We start from the raw sequence: 26,615 nt of genomic DNA, 5'->3' as shown, positions 1-26,615 counted from the left end.
TCGTTACCGTGCAGAGCACCTGTTTTCGCTCATCGGGTGACGCGATACATAGAGGAGCGAACCCCGCCAAGCGACAGTGCAGTGCGGATTTTGACGACGTAAGAATGGAGTGCCGTGGCGAAGAAGCTCGTCATCGTGGAGTCACCAACTAAGGCGCGCACGATCGGTGGATACCTTGGCGACGACTATGAGGTCATTGCCTCAGTCGGTCATATTCGCGATCTTGCTGAGCCCTCAGAACTTCCGAGCGACTTAAAGAAGGGTCCGCTCGGCAAGTTCGCGGTTGACATCGATAACGGCTTTACGCCCTATTACGTCGTCAACGACAACAAAAAGAAAACGGTCACCGAGCTCAAGCGAGCTCTCAAGGGAGCGGACGAGCTGTGGCTCGCAACTGATGAGGACCGCGAGGGCGAGGCCATCGCGTGGCACCTGCTTGAAGTTCTGAAGCCAAAGGTTCCGGTGCGCCGCATGGTGTTTCATGAGATCACGCAGGAAGCGATCGAGGAAGCCAAGGCGAACACCCGAGACCTTGATACGTCACTGGTTGATGCTCAAGAGACTAGGCGAATTCTCGATCGGCTCTACGGCTACGACATTTCGCCGGTGCTCTGGCGCAAGGTTGCTCCGAAGCTTTCGGCCGGTCGCGTGCAGTCTGCCGCGACTAGGTTGGTTGTCGACCGTGAGCGCGAACGCCAAGCCTTCGTGGCTGCCGAGTATTGGAGCATCGGGGCACGGTTTGTGCCAGCAGATGACGCTACTGATCGTGTGCCGTTCGAGGCCAAGCTTGTTCGGCTTGATGGCAAGCGCATCGCTTCAGGTGGCGACTTCGGCGACACTGGTGAGCTTACCGAGAAGGCGCAGAAGGCTCAGGTCATTGGGCTTGACGCAGCCAGGGCTACGGCTCTCGCAACCGCGTTAGAAAGTGGCCCAGACGCGACCGTGCGCTCACTCGAGACCAAGCCGCACACCCGTCGTCCCGCTGCGCCATTCACCACGTCAACACTGCAGCAGGAGGCGTCGCGAAAGCTTCGCTATAGCTCCCGCCAGACCATGTCGTTTGCGCAGTCGCTTTACGAAAACGGACACATTACTTATATGCGTACCGATTCGCCGACGCTTTCGCAGCAGGCGATTCAGGCTGCGCGTTCTCAGGCATCTGCGCTCTACGGTGCTGAAACCATCCCAGAGAAGCCGCGCGTCTACACAGGCAAGTCGAAGGGTGCTCAGGAAGCCCACGAGGCGATTCGCCCCGCAGGAGATGTCTTCCAGCGCCCGAGCGAGCTCAAAGGCAAACTCACTCAGGGTGAGTTCGCACTCTATGACCTGATCTGGAAGCGCACGATCGCAAGCCAGATGGCTGATGCAAAGGGATCCACTGACACGGTCACCCTCGCAGTGCCGATTGCTGAGAACTCGGCAACCCTCGACGCTGAGTTCACTGCGAGCGGTACCGTCATCACGTTCCCGGGCTTCCTCCTCGCCTATGAAGAAGGCAAAGACGAGAAGCGCGGCGATCAGGAGCAGAACGTTTCGCTGCCGAAACTCACCGAGCAGCAGCGGCTTGGCATCGAAAACCCAGAGGCTAAGGGACACGAGACGAGCCCGCCGCCACGCTACACCGAGGCAAGCTTGACGAAGCGGCTCGAGGAACTCGGTATCGGCAGGCCATCGACCTATGCGGCGACAATCTCAACGATCATGGATCGCGGGTACGTCTCCAAGCAGGGTCAGGCTCTGATCCCGAGCTGGATCGCGTTCTCCGTCGTGCGCCTGCTCGAAGAACACTTCTCGGCACTCGTGAACTATGACTTCACTGCCGAGATGGAGAACGACCTCGATGAGATCGCGGCTGGCAAGACCGACCGCTCTGAATGGCTCAAAGAGTTCTACTTCGGTACCGATGTGCACCCGGGGCTTCGTGGTGTTGTCGACAACCTCGGCGAGATCGACGCACGAGCGATCAACACGATCCGCATCGATGACCAGATTTCGCTGCGCAACGGCAAGTATGGCCCGTACCTCGAGGTCTTCGATGAGAAGAGCGAGGTCGACGAGAACGGCGAGATGAAGCCGCGCGCCGTGAATATTCCAGACGGCATGGCTCCCGACGAGCTCACACCGCAGCGCGCGCACGAACTTGCCGCAGCCGAGCCCGCAGAAGACCGGGTGGTTGGCCTGCACCCAGAGACTGGCAAACGCATCATTGCGAAGAACGGTCGCTTCGGGCCGTACGTGCAGGAGCTTCCGAACGAAGACGAGGAGCTGCCTAAGGGCGAGAAGCCGCGCACCGCGTCGCTGTTCAAGACGATGGATCCGGCAACGATCGATCTCGACACCGCTGTGGCGCTCATTTCGCTCCCGCGCGTCGTCGGTACCGATGAAGCGGGCGAGCCGATCACCGCACAAAACGGTCGATACGGCCCGTACCTCAAGAAGGGCACCGAGACCAGAACCCTGCCGAGCGAAGACGCGATCTTCTCGATCGATCTTGCGGGCGCCCTCGAAATACTTGCCCAGCCCAAGTATGGTGCACGACGGGCGAGCTCAGCGCTCAAAGAATTCGAAGCGGATCCGGTCAGTGGCAAGCCCATCAAGGTGCGCGACGGGCGATTTGGCCCATACGTGACCGACGGCGAAACAAACGCGACGATCCCGCGCGGCGACTCGGTCGAAGACATCACCTTCGAACGGGCCGTAGAGCTGCTCGCCATCAAGCGGGCCAAGGGTCCGGCAAAGAAGAAGGCGCCAGCGAAAAAGAAGGCTGCGGCGAAGAAGACAACCGCGAAGAAGGCAGTCGATCCGGCGCGGTCAGCCGCGGCAAAGAAGGCTGCCGAAACCCGCAAGGCAAACGCTGCGAAAAAGGCGGCAGAGGCGGCCGAGTAAATGCCCGGCCTATTCATCACCCTCGAAGGGGGAGACGGCGTCGGTAAATCGACGCAGGCGCAGCTACTCACCGAGTGGCTCGAGTCTCGCGACCTTGAGGTAGTGCGCACCCGCGAACCTGGAGGCACGGCACTCGGCGCCGAGATCCGCCGGCTTCTGTTGCACGGTGGTTATGAGATCGGGGCGGTAGATCCGCGTGCAGAGGCGCTGCTCTACGCGGCCGATCGCGCGCAACACATCGCGACCGTGGTACGTCCCGCCTTGGCAAGGGGAGCGGTCGTAGTGCAAGACCGCTACATTGATTCCTCGCTCGCGTACCAGGGGGCCGGGAGGGTGCTCAGCGTCGACGATGTGCGCCGCGTGAGTGAGTGGGCTGTCGACAGTCTGTGGCCGCATCTCACGGTGCTCCTCGACCTCGACGCGGCCAAGGCCGTTGCGCGGCGTGAATCGCGCGACGGGGCTCAGGGCGAAACAGCAGACAGGCTTGAGTCCGAGGCCCACGAATTTCATACTGCAGTGAGAGACGGGTTTCTGGCACTCGCAGAGGCAGAACCCGACCGCTTCCTGGTTGTAGACGCAGAACAATCCGCAGAAAAAATTCAGGAGAAAATTCGGGCGCGCGTGAGCCCGCTTCTCGACTGACATCACGCCAGTATTGCAACTCTGAGCGAGCACGGGCCAGGGTTCAGAAACCCGAAAAAACGCATCCTTTTGTTGATCATCAGATGAACCTAAGGTTAAGCTAAGTCCGCATTATTCATAGGACGAATGTGTTCGTCCGATCGAAAGGACTCCCGTGCGCGTTTCACGCATTCTCGGAATCGTGGCAGCAGCTGCGGTTGCACTTCCCCTAGCAGCTTGCTCAGGCGGCGCCGCCGCATCAGACCAGGACTCGAACACCGCGAGTGCCGAAGGTTTTCCAGTCACCATCGAGCACGCATACGGAGAAACCGTCATCGAAGACGCTCCCGAACGCGTAGCGACCGTTGCGTGGGCAAATCACGAGGTACCGCTCGCGCTCGGTGTCGTGCCCGTAGGCATGGCGAAAGCCACCTGGGGTGATGACGATGCAGACGGCGTGCTGCCATGGGTTGAGGATCAGCTCGAAGAACTCGGTGCAGAGACCCCCGTGCTGTTCGACGAGACCGACGGCATCGATTTCGACGCGGTGAACGAGACCCAGCCCGATGTCATTCTCGCGGCCTACTCGGGCCTCACTCAAGAGGAATACGACCGCCTCTCGAAGATCGCTCCGGTGGTTGCGTTCCCCGATGTTGCGTGGGGCACCACGTATGAACAGATGATTCAGATGAGTTCGCAGGCACTCGGCCTCGCCGAAGAGGGCGACGCGCTCATCGAAGAACTGCACGGCACGGTCAACGAAGCACTTGAGGCTCACCCAGAGCTCGCCGACACAGCGCTTTTGTTCTCGTACATCGACGTCGCTGATCTCAGCCAGATCGGCTTCTACACGAGCCACGACACGAGGCCAGGATTCTTCGAGGGTCTGGGGCTCCCAGCTCCCTCGATCGTCGCTGAAGAGACCGAGGGCACAGACGCGTTCTACGTGACCGTCAGCTCGGAGCAGGCCGATCGCTTCGCAGACGTCGATGTCTTCGTCACATATGGCGACCCCGAGGGCGACACGATCGAGCAGCTCCAGGCCGACCCACTCCTCTCAAAGATCCCCGCGATTGCAAACGGCAACATCGCGATTCTCGCCGACAACTCACCGCTCGCAGCCTCGGCAAACCCATCGCCGCTCTCAATCGGTTGGGGCATCGACGAGTACTTTGCGGTTCTGGCTGCCGCCACTCAAGCAAACTCTTGAGCCAGGCCACCGCGATTGATTCGCCGTCCACCGCCGCAGTCATGCGGCGTGGGGCGGCGATTCGCGTTGCCCTCTGGTGGTGCGTGGGTCTCGCGGTTCTCGCTCTGCTCGGCATCGCATCAGTCGCGTTCGGCTCGCTCGGTGTGACCCTCGGTGATGTGCTGAGCGCATTCGGTGGATCCACTGAGACCGTCGCCGAGGCTGCGGTCTCGAAGCGCATCCCGCGCACGGTGCTCGCGATGCTCGTCGGTGCAGCGCTCGCGCTCTCAGGCGCGGCAATGCAAGCTGTCACGCGGAACCCGCTCGCAGACCCGGGCATTCTCGGGGTATCGAGCGGCGCATCACTCGCGGTGGTCATCGCGATCGCATTCTTCGGAATGAGTGGCGCGTATCCGACGATGATCGTCGCCGTCTGCGGCGCCGCGATTGTCGCCGTGTTCGTGTACGCAGTTGGCTCGCTCGGCAGGGGCGGGGCTACTCCGTTGAAGCTCGCACTCGCCGGTGCCGCGACGGGGGCAGCCTGCATCTCGCTCGTGAGCGCCGTGCTGCTTCCGCGAATCGACATCATCAAGAATTTTCAGTTTTGGCAGATCGGCGGTGTCGGGGGAGCGACCTGGGATCGCATAGCGATCGTCACCCCAGTGCTGGTTGTCGCGGCCCTCGTCTGCCTCGGCAGTGCTCGTGGCATGAACTCGCTCGCACTCGGTGACGACCTGGCCGCGGGCCTCGGCGCGAATGTTGCGCGCACTCGCATCATTGCCTCCGCCGCTGCGGTCGTGCTGTGCGGGGTAGCGGTGGCCGTTGCCGGGCCAATTGGTTTCATCGGCCTCGTGGTGCCACATGCGTGTCGCATGCTCATCGGGCCTGACCACCGATGGATGCTCCCGCTCTCGGCCATCGTGGGCGCGGCGCTACTCACCGCGGCCGACACGCTGGGCCGCGTGATCGCACGCCCCGAAGAGATCGAAGTTGGCATTTTGACCGCCGTGCTCGGCGCACCATTTTTCATCTGGATCGTGCGCAGGCAGAAAGTGCGTGAACTGTGAGCGGCACGATCGGCGCCGGGAACGCCACGAACGCCACGAACACGACGAACGTCGCGAATGTTATCGCGGGCAGACAAGCGAGGGTGCGAAGCAGGGCGCGCACCACGTGGGTGCTTGCGGCACTCGTGTTCGTGGGGTTCGCGGCATCGCTCATGTTTGGATCGACGTTCGTTGCCCCGGCAGACGTGATCAGCGTGCTGCTCGGCAACGATGTGCCCGGCGCGTCGTTCACCATTGGCGAGTCGCGGTTACCGCGCGCATCAATGGGGGTGCTTGCCGGCTTTGCGTTCGGGATCGCGGGCGTGACGTTCCAGACCATGCTGCGAAACCCGCTCGCATCGCCCGACATTATTGGCATTAGCTCGGGGGCGAGCGCAGCGGCTGTCATCGGCATCATTACTTTTTCACTCGGCGAGACGACCGTTTCGATCCTCGCGCTGCTCGCGGCGGCACTCACCGCTCTTGTCATCTATTTCCTCGCACACCGCGGGGGTTTTGCGGGCGCACGCCTGATCCTCATCGGCATCGGCGTCGCAGCGATGCTCGACGCCGTGGTCGCCTACATGCTCTCTCGCGCTGCTGCCTGGGACGTGCAAACGGCGATGCGCTGGCTCACCGGCAGCCTGAACTCGGCGACCTGGGATGCGATCTTGCCGCTCGCAATCGCGACCGTGCTGTTCGTTCCGTTGCTTCTCGCAAACGGTCGTGGTCTCGGTGTTCTGCGGCTCGGTGATGACTCGGCGGCGGGACTTGGCCTCAACGTTCGAAGCGTGCGCGTACTCCTCATTCTGTGCGCGGTGGCACTGCTCGCGTTTGCAACCGCAGCGAGTGGTCCGATCGCGTTCGTCGCGTTCATGTCTGGGCCGATTGCCGCGCGGCTCGTGGGTACCGGGGCCGCGCCGCTGCTTCCCGCGGGCCTCGTCGGGGCAATGCTCGTGCTCGCAGCCGACTTTGTCGGGCAGAACGCGTTCGAGCACCGCTATCCGGTGGGGGTCATCACGGGTGTGCTCGGCGCCCCGTACCTCGTCTATCTCCTCATTCGCATGAACCGCTCGGGAGGAACCCTGTGACCGCGATTCAGACAAGCCACGAGCTGGGTACCGAAGGGATCCACCTCGCGTACGGCGACCGCACGATCGTGGGCGACCTCACCCTGCAGGTCACCCCCGGTGCAGTCACCTCGATCGTCGGCCCCAACGGGTGCGGCAAATCCACGCTGCTGCGGGCGCTCTCGCGGTTATTGAAACCACAGGCGGGTCGCGCGGTGCTCGACGGGAAGACGCTGCACAAGATTCAGTCGAAGCAGCTTGCGCGCATGCTCGGGCTTCTGCCGCAGAGCCCCACTGCGCCCGAGGGCATCGCGGTCGCAGACCTCGTTGGTCGCGGCCGTCACCCTCACCAGAAAGCACTCGCACGCTGGAGCCAGCGCGACTACGAGATCGTCGCGGGCGCGCTCGAAGCCACCGGCATCTCAGACCTCGCAGATCGCTCGGTTGATGAGCTCTCGGGTGGCCAGCGCCAGCGGGTGTGGATCGCAATGGCTCTCGCGCAGGAAACCGATATCTTGCTGCTCGACGAGCCAACGACGTTTCTCGACGTCGCACACCAGGTTGAGGTGCTCGATCTGCTCACTGACCTCAACCGCGAGCGCGGAACGACGATCATCATGGTCTTGCACGATCTGAACCTCGCTGCGCGCTACTCGAGTGAGCTCATCGCGATGCGCGACGGCGCCGTCTACTGCGCTGGCGCACCGCACGAGGTCGTCACCGAGGCCATGGTCTCAGAAGTCTTCGGGCTCTCAAACAGAGTCATCACTGATCCCGTTTCGGGAACCCCAATAGTCACACCGATCGGGAGGCATCATGTCCGAGAACACCGCAAATGAGTTGCCGCCGTTTCAGATGGTCCGCGCGAAAGTCTCGCACGTTGAGCGCGTCTCACCGAGCTTTGCACGCATCACATTTGCGGGCGATGAACTCGCCGACTTCGGCACCCCTGGCGCGACGTTCGATCAGCGGATCAAGCTCGTCTTCCCGCCAGAGACCGGCCTGCTTCCTGATCTTTCGGGCGCCGGAGCCGATTGGTACCAAGCGTGGCTCAGCGTGCCGGAGGCCGAGCGCGGCACCATGCGCACCTATTCGATTCGTGAGGTGCGAGCCGGAGCGCAGGGCACCGAGGTCGTGATCGACTTCGTGCTTCACCTTGCGCCCGGACTCTCGGGCCCCGCGTCGTGCTGGGCAGCCGATGCGCAGGTTGGCCAGGAACTCCTGCTCATCGGCCCGCGCCGGGGCCGCACTGACGGCGGCGGGATTGAGTTCGACCCGGGGGACGCAGCGCGAGTGTTGCTTGCGGGAGACGAGACAGCAGCTCCTGCCATCGCGCGGATTCTCGAAGACGCTCCAGCGGACCTCCGCGGTGATGTGTTTATCGAGGTGCCAGAGATGTCAGACGAGCTTGCGATCGCAGCGCCTCAGGGCGTGACAGTGAGGTGGATCGCGCGCGGTGAAGACAAGACCACGGGCGGCCACGGTGAGCGACTCATCTCGGCGGTGACCGACCACCTTGGCGTTGCCGCCGAGCTGCAGATCCAGGATCTCGACTCAGAAGAGCTGCTGTGGGAAACCCCGAAGTACTCGGGCCTTGGTGACGAGCTTGAGGCGTCCGATCCACACGCTGACCGGTACTTTTGGATCGCGGGCGAGAGCGGCGTCGTCACCACCCTGCGCCGCCACCTGGTAAAGACGCTCGGCGTCGACCGCGCGCAGGTCGCGTTCATGGGGTACTGGCGTCACGGCGTCGCCATGCGTGGCTAAGCGGGCGAGCCCGGCTGCCTACACTTGAGGTATGCCAGCGGTTCGCACACGCCTCGGAGCGTCGATCATTGCGATGGTCGCGCTTTTCGGTGTCGCGCTGCTCGGGTGTGCGCCGGAGGCGGCCGATCCACGCCCTGAACCACCGCAGGTAACCGAGACCCCTGAGCCACCGACCCCGGAGGAACTGCGGCACCAAGCTGCGACCGCATGGGTCGACCAGGCCACGCCGCGGGAACTCGCGGGGAGCGTCATTATGGCGTCAATCTCGGGCACCGATGCGGGTGCGCTTCGCGGCGTTATGGAGGCCGCGGGGCTCGGCGGCTTCATTATGATGGGGTCGAACGTGCCGACCACGGCAGACGAGCTTGCGGCGCTAACAGCTAACTTAACGGTGGATCCCCAGCTCCCACCACTCGTCGCCGTTGACGAGGAAGGCGGCGTGGTGACGAGGTTGCCGTGGGACGAATTCGCGGGGGCGAACACCCTGCGGTTTGCGCCCGCGACCGAAACCGAGGCAGCATTTCGGGGGCGCGCAGAACTGCTCGCGGCATCGGGTCTGAACGTGAACTTCGGAGTGGTCGCCGACGTGACGAGCGACGCGAACAGTTTCATCTACCTGCGCACGCTCGGTGACGACCCACAGGCCGCAGCGACGCGCGTTGCCGCTGCAGTGACGGGCGAGCGAATCGGCGACGTAGCGACAACGCTCAAGCACTTTCCCGGGCACGGCGCCGCGCCGGGGGACTCGCACCTCACGATTCCACAGGCCGACATGTCGCTCGAGCAGTGGCGAGCGAGCGACGCGTTGCCCTTCGAAGCAGGCATCGAGGCGGGTGCCGAGCTGCTCATGTTTGGGCACCTGCGGTTCACGCAGGTTTCGGCTGCGCCCGCGTCACTCGCACCTGAGTGGTACGACATTGCGCGCGAAGACCTCGGGTTCGAGGGTGTCATCGTGACCGACGACCTCGGCATGCTGCAGGCGAGCGGGGAGGCCGAGTTTCAAGATCCTGTGAAGAACGTCGTGACGGCGCTCGGCGCGGGGGCCGATCTCGCGCTCGTTGTCGTTGGCATGGACACGGATGGCGTGGTCGCCGTTGTCGACGGAGTGACCGCCGCGGTCGAGTCAGGCGCGCTGCCGCGTGAGCGATTGCGGGAGGCCGCGATTCACTGCGCTGAGCTGCGGCTTACTCTGGCTGACTCAGGCCAGAGTGACTCGCATCTTGATACGGCTCAAGACCAAACAGTGAGTTGAGCGCAGCGCCGGCGTCGTGCGCCCTGCCCTCACGACCAAGCGAGCGGATTCGCGTCATCGGCGTGTGAAGTAGCTTGCCCGTGAATCGTCTGAGTGCCGCCTCAATTTCGGCGGCGCGATCGTCGGTGCCGGGTGCATTTCGGGTGCTCTCGCTGTCACTGCCAGCGTCGCCGTCGTTGTTGGCGACTTCGGTTCCGTCAGCAGCGGTGGATCCCGCGGAACCCGTCGCACCTGCCGCCTTTCGGGCGCGGCACAGTTCGTCTTCAAGAATTCCCATCACATGAGTGCGAAGCGCGAGTAGCGCCGGCAATGTGTCGCGCTCCGCCTGGGTCGCTGAGAATTCAGCGGCGGCCTCGTGCACAATCTCGTGCGCCTCGGCGGCTGCGCCGAGCTCGGCAACCGGTGCGTGCTTCGCGACAGTTTCGAGGTCGAGCAGCTCAATGCCCTTAAGCGCCGCAATCGTCGGATCGATGTTGTGTGGCATGCCCAGGTCGATGAGCAGTTTGGGGCGAGCGGGGTTCGCGACCGTCTCGAAATCGCTGGGTGTGAGCACCGGATCTTCGGCGCGGGTGCACGCCACCACGAGATCAGCTCGCGCGAGCGCGTCTGTCAGATCACCCGCCTCGACCGCGGTGAGCTCGTGGTGCTCGGCGTAGGTGGGGGCGCGGCCCGAGGGCGAATAGACGTGGATCGATTCGGCGCCCCGTGCTCGAAGCGCAGCAACAGACGCTCCCGCGTATGCGCCAGTGCCAATGAGTAAGACATTTGCATTGCTCCAGTCTGAGATGCGCGCCTCGGCCATGCGAAGCGCGAGCCGCACGAGCGAGCGGCCGTTCGAGCGAAGGCTCGTGCGGTGACCGACATCGCGTGAGGTGCGGGTCGCCGTTCTGAAGAGGTGCTCGAGGTCGTGTGTGAGCGTTCCGCGCTCGCGTGCCTCAGTGTGTGCGCGACGCACCTGCCCCGCGATTTCACCCTCGCCGACGACAGCAGATTTCAACCCTGAAGCAACTGCGAACAGGTGTTCGGCAGTGCCGTGACCTGACTCGATTGCGACAGAATCGCGCAACTCCGAAGCCTCGATATCCGCTGCCGCAGCGACCCGTGCGAGTATCGCCTCACTGCGATCCACCCCTGTCTCTACGTACACCTCAAAGCGATTGCACGTCGAAATTACCACCGACCCAGCGGTGAGAGCGGGGTCATCTAGCGCGTCGATCACCGATTCGCTTCGACGTGTGAGGCGCTCGAGTAGCTCAAAAGAGCACTGGTCTAGGTGAAATGACAGGGAATGGAGCATACGCTGTTTCTGAGGTCTCGGGTTCTCTTTTGTGACAGAGTAAGAAAATCACGGAAAGCTGAGTAGATCAGATCTATTACATCAGATCTATGAGCTAATATCTCGACCGATGAACATTCTTTCTGCGGCCCATCCGCTCAGTGGCCCTACGAGCGACGCTCCTCTTGTTCGCGCGCTGCGCGGCGACCGCCCCGACACAGTGCCCGTGTGGTTCATGCGTCAGGCGGGCAGGTCGCTGCCCGAATACCGCGCTCTACGGGCTGAGCACCGCATGCTCGATGCGTGCCTCAACCCCGAACTCGCGAGCGAAATCACCCTGCAACCCGTGCGCAGGCACGGCGTCGACGCGGCGGTCTTTTTCAGCGACATCGTCGTTCCGCTCAAGCTCGTGGGTGTCGATGTCGATCTTGTTGCGGGCCGCGGACCGGTGTTTTCAGAACCCTTGCGCACTGCGGCAGATGTCGCGAAGCATCGCAAAGAGTTCACTGCCGACAGATTGCGCGAAGCGCTCGATCCTGTGCGCGAAGCGGTTGCGCGAACTACAGAAGAGCTCGGCAACACGCCGCTCATCGGGTTTGCGGGGGCGCCATTCACCCTCGCTGCGTACCTGGTCGAGGGCGGGCCATCACGTGACCACCTGCGTGCGCGCACCCTGATGCACTCAGACCCCGAGACCTGGCAGTCGCTGCTCGATTGGGTTGCCGAGCTCGACGCTGTCTTTCTCGAGGCGCAGGTCGAAGCGGGCGCGAGTGCCGTACAGCTTTTTGACTCCTGGGCCGGGTCACTCAGCGTCGCCGACTATCGCGAACACGTCGCCCCGGCGTCGCGTAAGGCACTCGAATCGGTGAGGGCAACACACTACGCCCATCCGACTCTTCACGGGTATGCCGACCGCCCGCTCAACGTACCAGTCATTCACTTCGCGGTCGGATCGGGCCACCTGCTCGAGGAGCTCGCCGACATTGGCGTGAGCGCGCTCGGCGTCGACTGGCGCACCCCGCTTGACGAGGCGAGCGCGCGACTTGGCGATGCCGTGCCGTTGCAGGGCAACCTCGATCCCGCGTATCTTGGCGCTTCTCCAGAGGTGCTCAAGTCACACCTCGAAGATGTGCTGGAGCGGGGCCGCCGCGCCCCCGCGCACATTCTGAATCTCGGCCACGGAGTGCCGCCCGAGACCGACCCAGACACCCTCACACGTATCGTCGAGCTTGCTCACGCGTGGTCTGATGCCTCGTGATGTGAGTACCCGAATCACCGTCGCCGTCGTTGGTGGCGGGATCGCTGGGCTCGTCGCGGCGCGAGAACTCGCGCTCGGCGGGGCAGAGGTCTCGCTGTACGAACGTGCTTCGGAGCTTGGTGGGCGCGTGCGAAGCACGGCGCTCGCTGGTGCTCCGATAGATATTGGGGCCGAAGCATTTGCGACGCGCGGTGGCGCTGTCATGCAGCTCATCGAAGAACTCCGTCTCGCATCAGAAGTGGTGCGGCCTGAGCCGCTCGGCTCGTGGGTGGTCACTGAAGAGCGCTCGCTCCCGCTCCCACCGGGCGGCGCGCTCGGTATTCCTTCTGCGCCACTCGGGCGCGCGTCCCGTCGCGTGCTTGGCACCTGGGGTGCCCTGCGAGCAGCGCTCGAGCCGCTTCTCCCTCGTGACCGCACGGTGGATCGCGCGACGACACTCGCCGACCTCGTGCGCAGGCGGCTCGGCGAGCGCGTGCTCGACAGACTCGTGCGCCCGGTCGCCCTCGGGGTCTACTCCACGGCGCCCGAAGAACTCAGCCTGTCACGCCTCCGAGACCTTGCCGAAGCATACGAACGCGAGGGATCACTCATTCGCGCGGCACGCAGCCTCCGCGACAGCAGCAGCGCGGCGGGCGGTGCCGTCGCAGCGCTCCGAGGCGGAATGGCCGGGCTGGTGACTGCGCTCGCCGCCGATCTCGAGCGGTTGGGGGTGTCGATCCACACCGGGCACAGCGTCGAGCACCTCGGCACGTTCGCCCCCGATGGCGCGGAACCCGCCGACACGATCTTGCTCGCGACCCCAGAGGTGACGACTCGCGCGTTGCTTGCGAGTTCCGACGCAGATTCCGTCGGTGACGATCAACCCCGGGAACTGCAGCCCGGCACCCGCGTTGAAGTCATCGCGCTCGCGATCGAGGACTCACGGCTCGACGCCGCACCCCGCGGCACGGGCGCGCTCGTGGCGCCGGGCACACCCGGCATCGCCGCGAAGGCGCTCACCCACGTGACCGCGAAGTGGGCGGATCGTCGCGCGATGCGCGACTCGTCCGTGCACGTCGTGCGGCTCTCGTACGGCCGCGCTGGCAGCGAGCCAGAGACCGTGGCGCTCAGTGATGCCGAAGCCTACGAACTGGCTCGCCAAGATGCCTCGCGCATACTCGGGGTCGAACTTCGCGCAGACGCTATTCGCGACGCCGCGCGCAAGATCTGGGTGACCAGCACTGCTACTGATGCGAACCAGCCGCTCACTCCGCAGCCAGGAATCGGCCTCGCGGGTGACTGGGTGCACGGCACCGGCCTCGCGTCTGTGGTGCCGGGCGCCAGGCAGGCGGCGCGTGCGCTGCTCGCAGAAGCTCAACACACGTTGAACGAATCAGATGAAAGCCAGGTGCGATCCACATGAACACCACACCGCACAGCCAGCCCGCAGGGCGCGTCTACCGGGCCGAGGGGCAGCTCGCCGCTGCACTCGGGCTCATTCGCGTGGGCACGCGGGGGAGCGCGCTCGCGGTTTCGCAGACCACGACCGTCGCCGAGGCAATTGCGCAGGCGACCGGGTGTGATGTCGCCCTCGTCATCATCAAGACACACGGCGATGTGTCGACCGCTCCGCTCTCGCAGCTCGGTGGCACCGGAGTGTTCGTGAGCGCGCTGCGCGAGGCACTGCTCGGTGGTGCTTGCGATGTCGCTGTGCACTCGCTCAAGGATTTGCCGACGGGGCCGTGCGAGGGCATTGCGCTCGGGGCGGTGCCAGTTCGTGCGGATCCGCGAGATGCGCTCTGCGCGCGAGACGGGCTCACGCTCGAAGAGCTTCCTGCGGGCGCGAACGTCGGCACCGGCTCGCCCAGGCGCGTTGCGCAGCTGCTTGAGCGTCGCCCAGACCTCCACGTGCACGACCTTCGCGGCAACGTTGACACGCGGCTCGGTCGCGTGAGCAATGACCTCGATGCCGTGGTGCTCGCTTCGGCGGGACTCGACCGCATTGGGCGCGAGAGCGCGATCACCGAGCGGTTCGACCTTGCCAAGACGCCAGCAGCGCCCGGTCAGGGGGCGCTCGCGATCGAGGTGCGAAGCGCAGACCTCGGCGACCCGACGATCGCTCAGGCACTCGCAGCGCTCGAAGATCCGCAGGCGCGGGCAGAGGCCCTCGCCGAGCGCGTGATGCTTGGAACGCTCGAAGCCGGGTGCGCGGCTCCGATCGGGGCGACGGCATCTGTCGACGGTGGATCGCTGACCCTCAGTGCGACCGTGTACAGCCTCGATGGTACGCGCAGCCTCACAGCGACCGCCTCGCTGCCGTGGAGTAGCGCCGAAGCCACGACTGAGACCGCTGGTTCGGTGCCCGAGCGGCTCGGGCAGCAGGTGGCGGCAGAACTTCTTGAGCGCGGTGCGGCAGACCTCGCGCCGTTGGGGCCTCGCCAGTGAGCGGTGCCGATCGCGGCGTGCAGCGTGGGCTCGACGGGCTGCGCGTGTTGGTGCCGCGCGCGGGCGAGCCTGGTGAGCGGATCGCCCAGCTCGTGCGCTCACACGGCGGCAACCCAGAACTCGTTCCGCTCATCGAGCACGCCCCGCCCGCGGATCCGCGGGAGCTGCTCGATGCCGTGGCGCGATGGAACGCTGGGGAATACGACTGGCTCGCCGTCACTAGTGCGCAGGGAGCTCTCGCGTTCTCTGCGGCCGGCGCACGTTCTGGTCACGGCAAGGTTGCCGCAGTTGGACCCGCGACCGCACGCGCACTCGCGGCCGTCGGTTTCAGCGTAGACCTGCAACCAGACGATGAATTTACGGGCCGCTCGCTGGCGGATGCGCTCGTCGCAGAACTGCAGGCGCACCCCGTGTCGAGTGGCGCCCGACTGCTGCTTCCGCTCTCAGAGATAGCTGAGCCGACGCTCGAAGAGTCGCTTCGTGAAGCTGGTCATGATCCACATCGAATCACCGCGTACCGCACGCTCGAAGTACCCGCAGACCCAGAGCGCGATGCTCAACTTGCCGCGAGTCTCGGTGCGGTGCTCGTAATGAGCAGCTCGAATGCCCGCGCGCTCTCGCACCGATTCAGCGATCTGAATTCGAACACCATCATCGCCGCGATCGGCGAGCCAACCGCGAGAGAACTCGCCCGCCTCGGCATGACCGCCCACGTCGTAGCGACCGAGCAAACGAGCGAAGGCATCGTGCGAGCGCTAGCTGAATACGTCACAGACCCATCCACCCACAGCGAAGGAGTCACCGCATGACCCTCACCGTTCGGCCCCGCCGATTGCGCGCAACCCGCGCGATCCGCGAACTCGCCGCAGAAACCCGACTGCACCCACGAGATCTTGTGCTGCCCATGTTTGTGCGCGAGGGGATCTCGCAGCCAAACGCAATCGCTTCAATGCCTGGCGTTATGCAACACACAATCGACTCGCTGCGTGCCGCGGCGACCGAGGCTGCGGCCGCGGGTATCGGTGGCGTGATGCTCTTCGGTATTCCCGCCGAACGTGACGCGCAGGGCAGCCAGGCCGATGACCCCGCGGGCATTCTCAACGTGGCGACGCGCGCTGTCGTCGAAGAGGTTGGTGACGCGCTCGTCGTGCAGACCGACCTCTGCCTCGATGAGTTCACCAACCACGGGCACTGTGGCGTGCTTGCCCCGTCGACCGACGGGGGCCCTGCCGAAGTCGACAACGATGCGACGCTCGAGCGCTACCGCGCAATGGCGCTCGCACAGGCCGAAGCAGGTTCACAGGTGCTCGGCCTCTCAGGCATGATGGACGGGCAGGTTGCGGCGGTTCGATCCACCCTCGACGCCGCAGGGCACACCGACACCGCACTGCTCGCGTACTCGGCAAAATACGCGTCGGCTTTCTATGGGCCGTTTCGCGAAGCCGTCGACTCGCAGCTCACGGGCGACCGACGCGGCTACCAAATGGACCCGGCGAACCGGCGCGAGGGGCTGCTCGAAGCCGAACTCGACATCGCTGAGGGCGCCGACGTTGTGATGGTGAAGCCGGCGATGAGCTACCTCGATGTGCTTGCCGACGTCGCCGCCGCGAGCAGCGTTCCAGTGTGGGCATACCAAGTTTCGGGCGAGGCCGCGATGATCGAGGCCGCCGCCGCGCAGGGGTGGATCGACCGCAGGCGTGCTATCGAAGAATCAGTGCTCAGCATCAAGCGCGCGGGGGCTGATGTCGTTCTGAGCTACTTCGCGACCGAGATTGCGGGGTGGATCCGATGAGCCTCAACGAACAGTACGCCGAGCGCGCGACCAAGGTGATTCCCGGCGGTGTGAATTCGCCGGTTCGCGCGTACGGATCGGTCGGTGGCACGCCGCGCTTCTTCGTGTCGGGCAGTGGCCCGACCGTGACCGACGCCGATGGTGTCGAGTACGTCGACCTCGTTGGCGCTTGGGGGCCGGCGCTGCTCGGGCACGCGCACCCAGCCGTCGTGTCGGCAGTGCAGGAGGCCGCGGCGCGCGGCCTCGGGTTCGGCGCTTCCGTGCCGGCCGAGGCGGAGCTTGCCGAGGCAATCATCGAGCGCATGCCCGAGGTAGAACGAGTGCGCCTCGTTTCAACCGGCACCGAGGCGACGATGACGGCGATCCGCATTGCCAGAGGCGCAACTTCAAGGCCGCTCATCATCAAGTTCGCTGGCCACTACCACGGCCACTCCGACGGGCTGCTCGCCGCGGCAGGGTCGGGCCTCGCGACGTTCGGCCTTCCCGGATCAGCCGGAGTCACCGATGCGACAGCCGCACAGACGCTCGTGCTGTCGTACAACGACCTCAGCGCAGTCGAGGCAGCATTCGCGGCTCACGACGGGCAGATCGCTGCGGTCATTGTTGAGTCCGCGGCCGCGAACATGGGCGTGCTGCCGCCCGAGCCCGGGTTCACCGAGGGACTCATCTCGATCGCGCACAAGAACGGCGCACTCATCATCACCGACGAGGTGCTCACAGGGTTCCGTGCTGGCCCGTCGGGCTACTGGGGCATCGAGCGCGAAAACGTCGCCGAGGGTGTCACTCCCGACCTCTTCACGTTTGGCAAAGTTGTGGGCGGCGGTTTGCCACTCGCGGCGCTTGGTGGTCGTGCCGAGCTGATGGATCTCCTCGCTCCGCTCGGCCCGGTCTACCAGGGTGGAACGCTCTCGGGGAATCCGCTGGCCGTGGCCGCGGGCCTCGCGACACTTCAGCATGCCGATAGCGCAGCCTACGCTCGGCTGGGAATGGCGGCCGATACAGTTGCTGCCTCGGTCACCGAGGCGCTCACCGAGGCCGGTGTCGCGCACCGCATACAGCGGGCAGGCACGCTGCTCAGTGTGCTGTTCGGCGAGTACTCTGAAGCGCCACGCATCTACGACGATGTGCTCACGCAAAACATCGAGCAGCACCGAGCGTTCTTCCACGCGATGCTCGCCGACGGAGTGAATCTGCCGCCGAGCGCGTTCGAAGCGTGGTTCGTAAGCGCGGCTCACGACGAGCGCGCACTCGAGCGGATCGCCGAAGCGCTGCCAGCCGCAGCTCGGGCGGCGGCCTTAGCCTAAGCCGCGCAAACGTAGAGGCAGCTGCCCGAGTATTGACCGGGTAGCTGCCTCTACGTTTGCGGGAAGTAAACCGAATTACTCGCTGATGATCGGGCCGAAGGCTGCGGGAAGCGTTGCGCGCACCGCGTCGCGCAGCTCGGAAAGCTGCAGGGTAAAGCGGCCCTGCAGCTCGAGCGCTGCCTCGTCGCCGGTGAGATCGGTGACGCCGACCTTGAGCACTGGGTAGTTACGACCCTCGCACAGGCCGCGGAACTTCACGTCTTCCTCGTGCGAAACCGCAACGAGCACGCGGCCCTGCGACTCCGAGAAGAGTGCTGCAGTCGCGTCGACGCCGTCGCGTTCCATGATCTCGTCGATCCACACACGTGCGCCCACGCCGAAGCGCAGTGCGCCGTCGACGACAGCCTGCGCGAGACCGCCTTCAGAGAGGTCGACCGCGGCCGAGAGCAGCCCGCCCTGCGTTGCAGCGTGCAGCAGCTCGGCGAGATTGCGCTCGTCGTCAAGGTTCGCCTTCGGGGGCAGCCCGCCGAGGTGATCGTGCACGGCCTCAGCCCACGCAGAGCCATCAAGCTCGTCGCGAGTGGTGCCGAGCAGGTAGAGGTGCTCGCCGCGATCTTGCCAGCCCGAGGGCACGCGACGCGCCACGTCGTCAATGATGCCGAGCACACCGACGACCGGCGTTGGGTGGATCGGGGTATCGCCCGTCTGGTTGTAGAACGAAACGTTGCCGCCGGTTACCGGCACCTCGAGTGAGAGGCAGGCGTCTGAGAGGCCCTCGACAGCCCTCGAGAACTGCCACATGACCTCGGGGTTCTCGGGGCTGCCAAAGTTCAGGCAGTCGGTGACTGCTGTGGGCACCGCACCAGATGTTGCGACGTTACGGTACGACTCCGCGAGTGCGAGCTGTGCGCCAGCGTATGGATCGAGTTGGCAGTAGCGGCCGTTCGCGTCGGTCGAGATCGCGATGCCGAGCCCCGACTCCTCGTCGACGCGGATCATGCCTGCGCCGTCTGGGAACGAGAGTGCAGTGTTACCGCCAACGTACAGGTCGTACTGGTTCGTGATCCACGACACATCGGCCTGGTTTGGCGACGACGCGACCTGGATGAGCTGCTCGCGCAGCTTCTCGCCCGAGTCTTCGCGGGCGAGGCCTGCAGCGACCACAGAGTTTGCTTGGAGCTCGTCGATCCACGAAGGATAAGCGACCGGGCGCTCATAGACCGGGCCGTCGACTGCGACGGTCGACGGATCGACGTTCACGATCTCTTCGCCGCGCCAGTTGATGACGAGGCGGTTCGTGTCGGTCACCTCGCCGAGCACGCTCGTCTCGACGTCCCACTTCTTCGTCACAGCGAGGAACTGGTCGAGCTTCTCAGGAGCAACGATCGCCATCATGCGCTCCTGACTCTCTGACATGAGGATCTCTTCGGCGGTGAGCGACGGGTCGCGCAGGAGCACGCTGTCGAGCTCGATGAACATACCACCGTCGCCGTTTGCCGCGAGCTCACTCGTCGCGCACGAGATGCCCGCCGCGCCGAGGTCTTGAATGCCCTCGACAAGCTCTGCCTGGAAGAGTTCGAGGCAGCACTCGATGAGCACCTTCTCAGCGAACGGGTCGCCGACCTGTACCGCGGGGCGCTTGGTGGGGCCACCCTCGTCGAAGCTGTCTGACGCGAGAATCGATGCACCGCCGATGCCGTCGCCACCTGTGCGTGCGCCGAAGAGCACGACCTTGTTGCCGAGGCCCGAAGCGTTAGCGGTGTGCAGATCTTCGTGGCGCAGCACGCCAACGCCGAGTGCGTTGACGAGCGGGTTTGCCTGGTACACGCCATCAAACACGGTCTCGCCGCCGATGTTTGGCAGGCCGAGGCAGTTCGCGTATGAGGAGATGCCTGAGACGACACCGTGCACGACGCGGGCGGTGTCGGGGTGATCGATCGCGCCGAAGCGCAGCTGATCCATCACAGCGACCGGGCGGGCGCCCATCGAAATGATGTCGCGAATAATGCCGCCAACGCCGGTTGCGGCGCCCTGGAACGGCTCAATGTATGAGGGGTGGTTGTGGCTCTCGACCTTGAACGTGACGGCCCAGCCCTCGCCGACATCGATCACACCAGCGTTCTCGCCGATGCCGACCAAGAGGCGCTCGCGCATCTTGTCGTTGACCTTCTTGCCAAACTGGCGCAGGTAGATCTTCGATGACTTGTAGGAGCAGTGCTCAGACCACATGACCGAGTACATGGCAAGCTCGCCCGAGGTTGGGCGGCGGCCAAGAATCTCTCGAATCTTGTCGTATTCGTCGGGCTTCAGGCCCAGTGCAGCATACGGCTGCTCTTTTTCAGGAGTCGCGATCGCGTCGGCAACTGTATCTGGGTGGGCGAGGGAAGCAGAGTTGTCAGTCACCCCCTCAGTCTACGTGGCTTTTCGCGCGACGAATGCCGCTCGCTGGGCCTAACTGAGCGATGTTCTCAGGCGTGTGTGTTGCCAATTGTCACCCCTTGGCGGAAGACTAGGGAGCATGAGCGATACACACGACCCGCAGTTCGCAGAATCTCAGGCGCAGACTGCCCACGAGACGTCAACATTTGCGCAAGGGTACGCCGCGCAAACGCAGTCACCAGCTGCGGCTCCAAAGAAGATGTCGACGTTCCTCAAGGTGAGCATCATTTTGCTCATCGGCCTGACCGTGGCGTCGATCTCTCTCCTCTTCATCGGCGACTTTGAGGGGCGTTTCGAGCGGGTCTTCTCGACGTTCGCGCTCTTCGCGGTGTTCGTCGTATTTACCGCCATCGACACGAGTCGAGAGAAGCAGAACGATTGGTACGCGCCGGTCGCGCTCATCGCCAACACGTACATTTTGGGTCTGCTGCTCATTGTTATCTGGATCACGCCGTACGACGCGTTCTCGCTCATGTTCGAGATCTTCTGGAAGTCGGTGCTCGTCATTGTGGTCACCAGGCTTGTGATCCTGTGCTGCGAGCTGCTGCTGCGTGCGGGCGCAAAGTCGGGCGGGGCCACCAATACCTTCGCCTTTATTACGAGCGTGCTCGCAGTGCTCTCGGGCATTCTCTTTACCGCGCCAGTTGGCATCGAGGCCTTTGAACTCGAGATCCCCGACCTGTACTGGAAGATCGCAACCGCTGTGCTGATCCTCACTGCTCTGGGCCTTTCGGTCACCCTGCTGTTGCGCTGGGCGAGTGGATCGGACGAGCGGGCAGCGCGCCGCGAGTCGGCCCGTGCCGCTGAGGCGCAAGCGTTTGCTGTCCAGGGGTATGCAGGGCAGCCGTATGTTGCTCAGCAGTACGGTTCTCAGCAGTATGCAGGGCAGGGGTATGGCGGCCAGTCAGTTGCCGGTCAGACGTATCCTGCCCAACCGTATGCCGCTCAGTACCCGCCGCAGGATTACACGGGCCAGGCTAACGAGAACGTTGCCGCCGGGTACGAGGCCCAGAATCTGAGTCCTCAGACTAATGTGGCTCCTCAGGCTTCTGTCGCAGAGACGCGGGTTGATCAGGTTCCTCCCGCTGAGTCACAGTCAGATCAGGTCGCTGCGAGTCCGGTTGTTGATGAGGTCATGATTCCCGCGAGTGAATCTGCTCAAGACGATGAAGATACTCAGGCGAGTGCGACGCTACTGCAACCCGAGGGGTTCCAGTTTCAGCAGCGCGCACACGATGCTCAGCAGCAGGCAGCGCCCATGGGCGAGCCGGTTGTTGAGTCCGTGCCGGTGCCAGAGCCACAATCTGACTTCGAACCAGAGCCAGAGCTGCTCCCGTGGCCGACGTTTGCTGATGGCAGCCCGATCCCCGCTGGTCCTGATGGCCAGCCAGACTTCAGCGTTCCAGGGGCGCCTCAGCCGCCACAGCTCTAGCAATTTCGGCAATTTTTTAGTCTCTGATCTGGGATTTAGAGAGAGCTTCGCAAATCCAGCTTGATCATCAGATGAATCTGAGGTTAGGCTGACCTTTGCAAGGTTTCAATGGCGGAGCCGGTCTGTGCACGGACCCCTTCATTGAGACCTTGATTTGCTTCCACGCGAAGCATCGCGCGCTTTCTCCCCACCCCCTTACGAAAGAGACACGACAACGTGAAACTCCGACACGCACGCAGTTCCCGCCTGCTCGCAGTAGCATCACTCGCGACGGCAGCGGCGCTCGCCCTTTCAGCCTGCTCCTCGTCAACTGAAGCCGCGGAAGAAGGAGAGCCTGCCGCGGCCACCTCCGTGACCATCACCGACAACCACGGAGAGGTCGAGGTTCCGGTAAACCCCGAGACCGTAGTTGCACTCGACAACCACGTGTACCAGACCCTCAGCGACTGGGATGTTGAGCTTGCTGCAGCACCGAAGGGCCTGATGGGCACCCTCTGGCCTGAGTACCGCGAGAACGACGACGTATTCGACGTCGGAACGCACCGCGAACCAGACCTTGAGCAGATCGTGGCGGCGCAGCCCGATCTCATCATTGGTGGCGGCCGTTTCGGTGGATCGTACGATGACATCAAGGCCCAGAACCCGCAGGCAGTCGTTATCGAGCTCGCGCCACGTGATGGCGAAGACCTCGTTGAAGAGCTCAAGCGTATGAGCACGGCGCTCGGTGAGATCTTCGACCACGCAGATGAAGCGCAGGCGCTCAACGACGACCTCGACGCAGCGATCGCTGGCGCCAAGGAAGCCTACAACGGTGAGGATACCGTCATGGGCCTCATCACTTCGGGCGGCAAGATCGCATACGCAGCGCCGAACGATGGCCGCAGCGTTGGCCCAGTGTTCCCGGCACTCGGACTCGTGCCCGCAATCGAGCAGACTGCCGAAGACGAGTCGCACGGCGACGAGATCTCCGTTGAAGCAATCGCTCAGTCAAACCCTGACTGGCTCCTCGTTCTCGATCGCGACGCATCATTCGCACCCGAGAACCGCGATGCATCTGCGGTTCCAGCAGACGAACTCATCGCCGGTTCAGAAGCGCTCCAGAACGTTACAGCGGTGCAGAACGGTCAGATCGTGTACCTCGACGCAAACTTCTACTTGCGCGAAGATATTCAGCTCTACACCGAGCTCTTTACCCAGCTGAAGGATGCACTCTCAGCCTCATGAGCCTGGTGAAAGACGCCACCGGCCAGAGTGGTCAGGGAACGCCCGTTCGCAAGAGCGGGCGTTCGCCTGTTCTTCCAACCGCGAGCCGGGTGGCGACAGACGCCGCAGAAGCTACGGAAGTCTCCCCGGCACCTCGCGCGAAAGTCTGGCCCCTCGCGCTCGCAACACTCGTCGTCGTTGGCCTGCTCGCAACGTCGCTTTTCGTCGGTGCCTATGACGTCACGAATGGCGAGTTGGGCGCAGAGATGATGTGGATCACGCGCGTGCCCCGCACAGTTGCGCTCTTGCTTGCGGGTGCAGCTATGGCGGCGAGCGGCGTCGTCATGCAGATGCTCACCCAAAACAGGTTTGTTGACGCGACCACATCGGGCACTACAGAGTGGGCGTCGCTCGGACTGCTCCTCACGGCGATCTTCGCGCCGGCTATCGGTCTTGCCGGGCGCATGGCGGTCTCGAGCGCGTTCGCGTTTGTGGGTGCCATGACGTTTATGGTGATTCTGCGCAGAGTTGTGATCCGCACCACACTCGTCGTGCCCCTGATCGGCATCATGCTTGGTGCCGTGGTCAGCGCCGTCACCACATTTCTTGCCGTGCAGACGAATCTGCTGCAGATGCTCGGTACCTGGTTCATGGGCAGCTTCACGAGCGTTGTTCGCGGTCGCTATGAGGTGCTCTGGGTTGTCGCCATCGTCACGCTGCTCGTCTTTTTGCTTGCTGATCGCATCACCGTTGCGGGCCTTGGTAAAGAGGTCGCAACGAGCGTTGGCATGCGGTACGAAACGATTCTCATCGCGGGTACCGCGCTCGTTGCTGTTGCGGCGGGTGTTACGACGGTTGTCGTAGGGTTCCTGCCGTTCTTAGGGCTCGTTGTTCCGAACGCAGTGGCAATGATCCGCGGCGACAACGTGAGAAGCAACCTGCCCTGGGTGTGTCTCGGTGGCGTCGCGCTGGTGACCGTGTGCGACCTCATCGGTCGCACGGTGCGCGCTCCGTTTGAGGTGCCGGTATCGATGGTCCTCGGCCTCGTCGGGTGCGTCGTCTTCATCGCGATTCTGATGCGGAGTAGATACCGTGGTTAGTATTACTCGGCTGAGCCCCGAAGGTGTGCTCCCAGACGAACTCGAGCCCGAGGCCCCGCGCTGGCGGCAATTCTTGCCGCTCATCATCGTTTTCGGCGTTGCTGTTGCGCTCGCGATCTCCGTGCTTGTCTACGGCAATCCCGCGCCTGCTGGGTCAGATGGGTTTTGGATCATTGTGGGCACTCGGCTCACCGCGCTTGCCACGATCGTGCTTGTCGCGGTCTGCCAATCCGTCGCCACGGTACTGTTCCACACGGCATCATCGAACCGAATCCTCACTCCGTCGATTCTGGGCTTTGACGCGCTCTACGTGCTCACGCAGACCTCGCTCGTGTTCGTGTTTGGGTCCGCGGCTGCTGGTATGGAGGGCATCCCGAAGATCATCGCCCAGAGCGGCATCATGGTCGTCTTTGCGACGCTGCTCTACGGGTGGCTCTTCTCGGGCAAACGCGCGAATCTGCACCTACTACTGCTCGTCGGGGTCGTGCTCGGAATGGGCTTCGGATCGATCTCGACCTTCATGCAGCGGCTCCTCACACCGAGTGAGTTCGACATCTTGAGCGCCAAACTCTTCGGCAGCATCGGCAACGGCAACGTGGATTACCTGCCCTACGCCGCGGCCATCACCCTGCTCATCGTCGCGTACGTTTGGCGCAAACGAAAGATCTACGACGTCGTCGCGCTGGGGCACGACGTGTCAGTCGGCCTCGGTGTGCACTACAAGCGCGAGATCGTCACCATTCTGGTGCTCGTCGCAGTGCTCATTTCGGTGTCGGTCACCATGGTCGGCCCCATGACGTTCTACGGGTTCCTCGTCGCGACGCTCGCGTACCAGTTTGCGCGCAACGATTCGCACTCAGAAACCCTGCCTCTCGCGATCGGCATTGGCCTCGTCACGCTCCTCGGCGCAACGTTCGTGCTCAAGCACATCTTCTCCGCCGGCGGGCTCATCACCGTCATCATTGAGTTCGTTGGAGGGGTTTTGTTCCTTATTGTCCTACTGAGAAAGGGGCTGCGATGATCCAGCTCGAACAGGTAGGCAAGACCTACGCGGGCCGCCGAGTGCTTGGCCCGATCGACCTCGAGATTGAGCCCGGCGGCATCACAGCTCTTATCGGACCAAATGGCGCGGGCAAGTCGACGATGCTCACCATCATCGGTCGCCTGCTCTCCGCGGACACCGGTCGCGTGACAGTTGGTGGGCTCGATGTTGTCGCCTCGAAGCCGAAGGAACTCGCGAAGGTTGTTTCGATCCTTCGCCAAGAAAACCACTTCATGGCGAGGCTCACCGTGCGTCAGCTCGTGAGCTTCGGTCGCTTTCCGCACTCGAACGGCAGACCCACCGAGGTGGATCGCCGAGCGATCCACGCCGCGATCGCCTTTCTTGACCTCGCGGGCATGGAAGACCGGTTTATCGACGAGCTTTCGGGTGGCCAGCGCCAGCGTGCCTTCGTCGCCATGGTGCTCGCGCAGGATACCGATTACGTGCTGCTCGACGAGCCGCTCACCGGTCTTGATATGCGTCACGCTGCCAGCATGATGCGTCAGCTTCGGGCGGCCGCAGACGCGCTCGGCAAGACGATCGTGCTGGTGGTCCACGATGTGAACTTCGCCTCAGCATACGCCGATAGAATTGTCGCACTCGCTGACGGACGCGTTATCGCGTCTGGGACGCCCGATGAGATCATGCAACCCCAGGTGCTCGAAGAGGTCTTCGGCACCGAAGTTGAAGTGGTGCAGCACGGCAAACACAAGGTCGCGCTGTACTACCGAGTTGAACCACTACAACCCGCTGCCAATGTGGCAGCGGAACACGAAGGAGCACTCACAACATGAGTAACGAGAACGAGCAAGAGGCTTTCGGTTACGCGCTTTTCGCAGTCTTCAGGCGCAATCCTGCGTCGGCACAGCCAGCCGATGATTCAGCTGGTGCGGCTGAGCTCGAGCGCGCTGCTGCGGCAGTCGAGGCGAGTGGTGTGACGATCCGCGGGTGGTACGACACTTCGGGCCTCAAAGCAGATTCTGACCTCATGGTCTGGTTGCACGGACCCGACGCGCAGGCGATTCAGGCTGCACTTCGCGAACTGCGCCGGGCGGCACCGATTGCGCGCCTGCTTCCCACCTGGAACGCAATGGGCGTGCACCGTACGGCAGAGTTCAACCGCGCGCATGTTCCTGGCTTCTTGCGCGGCGAGACGGCACGCGGTTGGCTCACGCTCTACCCGTTCGTTCGCGACGCAGAGTGGTATCTCATGCCTGACGAGGATCGGGCTCGCATGCTCGCCGATCACGGGCGCAAGGGTGCGACTCACACGTCGGTTGTTGCCAACACGATCTCGGCGTTTGCGCTGGGCGACTACGAGTGGCTGCTTCCGATGGAGTCCGACGAGCTCACCGACCTCGTTGACCTCATGCGCCACCTCCGCGCGACCGAGGCGCGTCGCCACATGCGCGAGGAGACACCGTTCTACACCGGTCGTCGCATCGAGCTCAGCGAGGTACTCGACGTCCTGCGCTAGGCGCGAGCGGCGTCGGCGCCCACCCACCACCACCACC

At 63.8% G+C, this 26,615-nt stretch carries 22 protein-coding genes; 20 read left to right on the top strand and 2 right to left on the bottom strand.

The window, feature by feature from the left end; all coding sequences use genetic code 11:
- Positions 1–114 precede the first annotated feature (114 nt).
- From topA to H9L06_RS05025, 8 genes are all read left to right on the top strand, one after another.
- Complete coding sequence (topA, locus tag H9L06_RS05060) at positions 115–2,886, top strand: type I DNA topoisomerase (RefSeq protein ID WP_187556126.1); 2,772 nt, start codon at positions 115–117, stop codon at positions 2,884–2,886.
- The gene (gene tmk, locus H9L06_RS05055) at positions 2,887–3,528 is read left to right on the top strand and encodes a dTMP kinase (protein ID WP_187556125.1); all 642 of its coding nucleotides are present in this window, start codon (positions 2,887–2,889) and stop codon (positions 3,526–3,528) included.
- A gap of 154 nt (positions 3,529–3,682) precedes the next feature.
- Complete coding sequence (locus tag H9L06_RS05050; RefSeq protein WP_187556124.1) at positions 3,683–4,717, top strand: iron-siderophore ABC transporter substrate-binding protein; 1,035 nt, start codon at positions 3,683–3,685, stop codon at positions 4,715–4,717.
- A 41-nt stretch (positions 4,718–4,758) separates the two neighbouring features.
- Positions 4,759–5,763: a FecCD family ABC transporter permease gene (locus H9L06_RS05045; RefSeq protein ID WP_187556360.1), complete on the top strand. Its 1,005-nt coding sequence runs from the start codon at positions 4,759–4,761 to the stop codon at positions 5,761–5,763.
- Positions 5,760–6,833, top strand: a complete 1,074-nt coding sequence (locus H9L06_RS05040; RefSeq protein WP_246454505.1) for a FecCD family ABC transporter permease — start codon at positions 5,760–5,762, stop codon at positions 6,831–6,833. The genes H9L06_RS05045 and H9L06_RS05040 overlap by 4 nt, the downstream gene beginning before the upstream one ends.
- 5 nt (positions 6,834–6,838) lie before the next feature.
- Positions 6,839–7,651 carry an ABC transporter ATP-binding protein gene (locus tag H9L06_RS05035; protein WP_187556358.1) on the top strand — a complete coding sequence of 271 codons (813 nt, stop codon included), beginning with the start codon at positions 6,839–6,841 and terminating at the stop codon, positions 7,649–7,651.
- Complete coding sequence (locus tag H9L06_RS05030) at positions 7,629–8,579, top strand: siderophore-interacting protein (protein WP_187556123.1); 951 nt, start codon at positions 7,629–7,631, stop codon at positions 8,577–8,579. Before H9L06_RS05035 ends, H9L06_RS05030 begins: the two co-directional genes overlap by 23 nt.
- A gap of 31 nt (positions 8,580–8,610) precedes the next feature.
- Positions 8,611–9,831 carry a glycoside hydrolase family 3 N-terminal domain-containing protein gene (locus H9L06_RS05025; RefSeq protein WP_187556122.1) on the top strand — a complete coding sequence of 407 codons (1,221 nt, stop codon included), beginning with the start codon at positions 8,611–8,613 and terminating at the stop codon, positions 9,829–9,831.
- Here H9L06_RS05025 and H9L06_RS05020 read toward each other — a convergent pair.
- Positions 9,764–11,128: a glutamyl-tRNA reductase gene (locus H9L06_RS05020; protein ID WP_187556121.1), complete on the bottom strand. Its 1,365-nt coding sequence runs from the start codon at positions 11,126–11,128 to the stop codon at positions 9,764–9,766. The two genes, H9L06_RS05025 and H9L06_RS05020, sit on opposite strands and share 68 nt — an antisense overlap.
- Before the next feature lie 109 nt (positions 11,129–11,237).
- Between H9L06_RS05020 and hemE the strand changes: the two genes are divergently transcribed.
- The 6 genes from hemE to hemL are packed head-to-tail and all read left to right on the top strand — an operon-like array spanning position 11,238 to position 17,885.
- Complete coding sequence (gene hemE / locus H9L06_RS05015; protein ID WP_187556120.1) at positions 11,238–12,365, top strand: uroporphyrinogen decarboxylase; 1,128 nt, start codon at positions 11,238–11,240, stop codon at positions 12,363–12,365.
- Between the two features lies 1 nt (position 12,366).
- Positions 12,367–13,767: a protoporphyrinogen/coproporphyrinogen oxidase gene (locus tag H9L06_RS05010; RefSeq protein ID WP_187556119.1), complete on the top strand. Its 1,401-nt coding sequence runs from the start codon at positions 12,367–12,369 to the stop codon at positions 13,765–13,767.
- Positions 13,764–14,789 (top strand): hydroxymethylbilane synthase, encoded by a 1,026-nt coding sequence (gene hemC / locus H9L06_RS05005; RefSeq protein WP_187556118.1) that lies wholly within the window; start codon positions 13,764–13,766, stop codon positions 14,787–14,789. The genes H9L06_RS05010 and hemC overlap by 4 nt, the downstream gene beginning before the upstream one ends.
- The gene (locus tag H9L06_RS05000) at positions 14,786–15,598 is read left to right on the top strand and encodes a uroporphyrinogen-III synthase (protein WP_187556117.1); all 813 of its coding nucleotides are present in this window, start codon (positions 14,786–14,788) and stop codon (positions 15,596–15,598) included. The genes hemC and H9L06_RS05000 overlap by 4 nt, the downstream gene beginning before the upstream one ends.
- Positions 15,595–16,581, top strand: coding sequence for a porphobilinogen synthase (gene hemB / locus H9L06_RS04995; RefSeq protein ID WP_187556116.1), 987 nt, complete (start codon positions 15,595–15,597; stop codon positions 16,579–16,581). The genes H9L06_RS05000 and hemB overlap by 4 nt, the downstream gene beginning before the upstream one ends.
- A complete protein-coding gene (gene hemL, locus H9L06_RS04990) occupies positions 16,578–17,885 on the top strand; it encodes a glutamate-1-semialdehyde 2,1-aminomutase (RefSeq protein ID WP_187556115.1) in 1,308 nt (435 codons plus the stop codon). Before hemB ends, hemL begins: the two co-directional genes overlap by 4 nt.
- A 75-nt stretch (positions 17,886–17,960) precedes the next feature.
- Here hemL and purL read toward each other — a convergent pair whose 3' ends face one another.
- The gene (gene purL, locus H9L06_RS04985; RefSeq protein ID WP_187556114.1) at positions 17,961–20,288 is read right to left on the bottom strand and encodes a phosphoribosylformylglycinamidine synthase subunit PurL; all 2,328 of its coding nucleotides are present in this window, start codon (positions 20,286–20,288) and stop codon (positions 17,961–17,963) included.
- A gap of 115 nt (positions 20,289–20,403) precedes the next feature.
- Here purL and H9L06_RS04980 point away from each other — a divergent pair, with 115 nt between their 5' ends.
- The 6 genes from H9L06_RS04980 to hemQ all read left to right on the top strand — a co-directional run bounded on the left by H9L06_RS04980 (position 20,404) and on the right by hemQ (position 26,578).
- Positions 20,404–21,756: a hypothetical protein gene (locus tag H9L06_RS04980; RefSeq protein ID WP_187556113.1), complete on the top strand. Its 1,353-nt coding sequence runs from the start codon at positions 20,404–20,406 to the stop codon at positions 21,754–21,756.
- Between the two features lie 216 nt (positions 21,757–21,972).
- Positions 21,973–22,980: a siderophore ABC transporter substrate-binding protein gene (locus H9L06_RS04975; protein WP_223165219.1), complete on the top strand. Its 1,008-nt coding sequence runs from the start codon at positions 21,973–21,975 to the stop codon at positions 22,978–22,980.
- Complete coding sequence (locus H9L06_RS04970) at positions 22,977–24,059, top strand: ABC transporter permease (protein WP_187556112.1); 1,083 nt, start codon at positions 22,977–22,979, stop codon at positions 24,057–24,059. The genes H9L06_RS04975 and H9L06_RS04970 overlap by 4 nt, the downstream gene beginning before the upstream one ends.
- On the top strand, positions 24,052–25,080 hold the full coding sequence (locus H9L06_RS04965; protein WP_246454503.1) for an iron chelate uptake ABC transporter family permease subunit: 1,029 nt from the start codon (positions 24,052–24,054) through the stop codon (positions 25,078–25,080). The genes H9L06_RS04970 and H9L06_RS04965 overlap by 8 nt, the downstream gene beginning before the upstream one ends.
- Positions 25,077–25,895 (top strand): iron ABC transporter ATP-binding protein, encoded by an 819-nt coding sequence (locus tag H9L06_RS04960; protein ID WP_187556111.1) that lies wholly within the window; start codon positions 25,077–25,079, stop codon positions 25,893–25,895. The genes H9L06_RS04965 and H9L06_RS04960 overlap by 4 nt, the downstream gene beginning before the upstream one ends.
- Positions 25,892–26,578 (top strand): hydrogen peroxide-dependent heme synthase, encoded by a 687-nt coding sequence (gene hemQ, locus H9L06_RS04955; protein WP_187556110.1) that lies wholly within the window; start codon positions 25,892–25,894, stop codon positions 26,576–26,578. Before H9L06_RS04960 ends, hemQ begins: the two co-directional genes overlap by 4 nt.
- Positions 26,579–26,615 lie beyond the last annotated feature (37 nt).

The organism is Leucobacter denitrificans (assembly GCF_014396385.1).
GTDB classification, from domain to species: Bacteria; Actinomycetota; Actinomycetes; order Actinomycetales; family Microbacteriaceae; genus Leucobacter; species Leucobacter denitrificans.
The sequence above is the reverse complement of the archived record's forward strand: the minus strand, read 5'-3'. Positions and strand labels throughout refer to the sequence as shown.

Coding starts and splice junctions, on each gene's coding strand:
- H9L06_RS04960 (WP_187556111.1), top strand. CDS start 25,077: ATGATCCAGCTCGAACAGGTAGGCAAGACCTACGCGGGCCGCCGAGTG.
- tmk (WP_187556125.1), top strand. CDS start 2,887: ATGCCCGGCCTATTCATCACCCTCGAAGGGGGAGACGGCGTCGGTAAA.
- H9L06_RS05020 (WP_187556121.1), bottom strand. CDS start 11,128: ATGCTCCATTCCCTGTCATTTCACCTAGACCAGTGCTCTTTTGAGCTA.
- H9L06_RS05045 (WP_187556360.1), top strand. CDS start 4,759: ATGCGGCGTGGGGCGGCGATTCGCGTTGCCCTCTGGTGGTGCGTGGGT.
- H9L06_RS05030 (WP_187556123.1), top strand. CDS start 7,629: ATGTCCGAGAACACCGCAAATGAGTTGCCGCCGTTTCAGATGGTCCGC.
- hemC (WP_187556118.1), top strand. CDS start 13,764: ATGAACACCACACCGCACAGCCAGCCCGCAGGGCGCGTCTACCGGGCC.
- hemE (WP_187556120.1), top strand. CDS start 11,238: ATGAACATTCTTTCTGCGGCCCATCCGCTCAGTGGCCCTACGAGCGAC.
- H9L06_RS04980 (WP_187556113.1), top strand. CDS start 20,404: ATGAGCGATACACACGACCCGCAGTTCGCAGAATCTCAGGCGCAGACT.
- hemL (WP_187556115.1), top strand. CDS start 16,578: ATGAGCCTCAACGAACAGTACGCCGAGCGCGCGACCAAGGTGATTCCC.
- hemQ (WP_187556110.1), top strand. CDS start 25,892: ATGAGTAACGAGAACGAGCAAGAGGCTTTCGGTTACGCGCTTTTCGCA.
- H9L06_RS05025 (WP_187556122.1), top strand. CDS start 8,611: ATGCCAGCGGTTCGCACACGCCTCGGAGCGTCGATCATTGCGATGGTC.
- hemB (WP_187556116.1), top strand. CDS start 15,595: ATGACCCTCACCGTTCGGCCCCGCCGATTGCGCGCAACCCGCGCGATC.
- H9L06_RS04970 (WP_187556112.1), top strand. CDS start 22,977: ATGAGCCTGGTGAAAGACGCCACCGGCCAGAGTGGTCAGGGAACGCCC.